Raw genomic sequence first — 1,932 nt, 5'->3', positions numbered from 1 at the left:
GAACGTCGACTCCCTATAATGCGCATCCATCGAGACGGCACACAGCGAATCAAGTAACTGAGTGGCCGGCAAAGAGAACAGAGAAATTCAACGAAATAAGTAGTTGACTCTGAGTGAGGAAAGCGTAATATGCGCACCTCGAGTTACCCACCGGAAGGTTGCTAACTCACTGCTCTTTAACAATTTATCAGACAATCTGTGTGGGCACTCGCAAGACGATATCGAAGCCTGTTTCGGCAGGCAGAAGAAATATCAAAGTCTTGAAGAGTGACCAAAGCAGTACACATTTGAACTTCGGTTCGAATGCATATTTGCAGAAAGTAATCTTTGAGCATCGCTACTTTCATTAGTAGCAAATCAAACAAATCTTAAATTGAAGAGTTTGATCATGGCTCAGATTGAACGCTGGCGGCAGGCCTAACACATGCAAGTCGAGCGGCAGCGGGAAGTAGTTTACTACTTTGCCGGCGAGCGGCGGACGGGTGAGTAATGTCTGGGAAACTGCCTGATGGAGGGGGATAACTACTGGAAACGGTAGCTAATACCGCATGACCTCGCAAGAGCAAAGTGGGGGACCTTCGGGCCTCACGCCATCGGATGTGCCCAGATGGGATTAGCTAGTAGGTGGGGTAATGGCTCACCTAGGCGACGATCCCTAGCTGGTCTGAGAGGATGACCAGCCACACTGGAACTGAGACACGGTCCAGACTCCTACGGGAGGCAGCAGTGGGGAATATTGCACAATGGGCGCAAGCCTGATGCAGCCATGCCGCGTGTGTGAAGAAGGCCTTCGGGTTGTAAAGCACTTTCAGCGAGGAGGAAGGCCAATAGCTTAATACGCTGTTGGATTGACGTTACTCGCAGAAGAAGCACCGGCTAACTCCGTGCCAGCAGCCGCGGTAATACGGAGGGTGCAAGCGTTAATCGGAATTACTGGGCGTAAAGCGCACGCAGGCGGTTTGTTAAGTCAGATGTGAAATCCCCGCGCTTAACGTGGGAACTGCATTTGAAACTGGCAAGCTAGAGTCTTGTAGAGGGGGGTAGAATTCCAGGTGTAGCGGTGAAATGCGTAGAGATCTGGAGGAATACCGGTGGCGAAGGCGGCCCCCTGGACAAAGACTGACGCTCAGGTGCGAAAGCGTGGGGAGCAAACAGGATTAGATACCCTGGTAGTCCACGCTGTAAACGATGTCGACTTGGAGGTTGTGCCCTTGAGGCGTGGCTTCCGGAGCTAACGCGTTAAGTCGACCGCCTGGGGAGTACGGCCGCAAGGTTAAAACTCAAATGAATTGACGGGGGCCCGCACAAGCGGTGGAGCATGTGGTTTAATTCGATGCAACGCGAAGAACCTTACCTACTCTTGACATCCACAGAACTTAGCAGAGATGCTTCGGTGCCTTCGGGAACTGTGAGACAGGTGCTGCATGGCTGTCGTCAGCTCGTGTTGTGAAATGTTGGGTTAAGTCCCGCAACGAGCGCAACCCTTATCCTTTGTTGCCAGCACGTAATGGTGGGAACTCAAGGGAGACTGCCGGTGACAAACCGGAGGAAGGTGGGGATGACGTCAAGTCATCATGGCCCTTACGAGTAGGGCTACACACGTGCTACAATGGCAGATACAAAGTGAAGCGAACTCGCGAGAGCAAGCGGACCACATAAAGTCTGTCGTAGTCCGGATTGGAGTCTGCAACTCGACTCCATGAAGTCGGAATCGCTAGTAATCGTAGATCAGAATGCTACGGTGAATACGTTCCCGGGCCTTGTACACACCGCCCGTCACACCATGGGAGTGGGTTGCAAAAGAAGTAGGTAGCTTAACCTTCGGGAGGGCGCTTACCACTTTGTGATTCATGACTGGGGTGAAGTCGTAACAAGGTAACCGTAGGGGAACCTGCGGTTGGATCACCTCCTTACCTAACGATACGCATTGCG

General features: G+C 52.1%; 1 rRNA gene. It reads left to right on the top strand.

The features are described from left to right. Positions 1-370 precede the first annotated feature (370 nt). A 16S ribosomal RNA gene (locus YROHD0001_RS21005) occupies positions 371-1,913 on the top strand. Positions 1,914-1,932: the final 19 nt, after the last annotated feature.

The organism is Yersinia rohdei ATCC 43380 (assembly GCF_000173775.1).
GTDB classification, from domain to species: Bacteria; Pseudomonadota; Gammaproteobacteria; order Enterobacterales; family Enterobacteriaceae; genus Yersinia; species Yersinia rohdei.
This window is presented reverse-complemented; position numbering and strand designations above follow the sequence as displayed.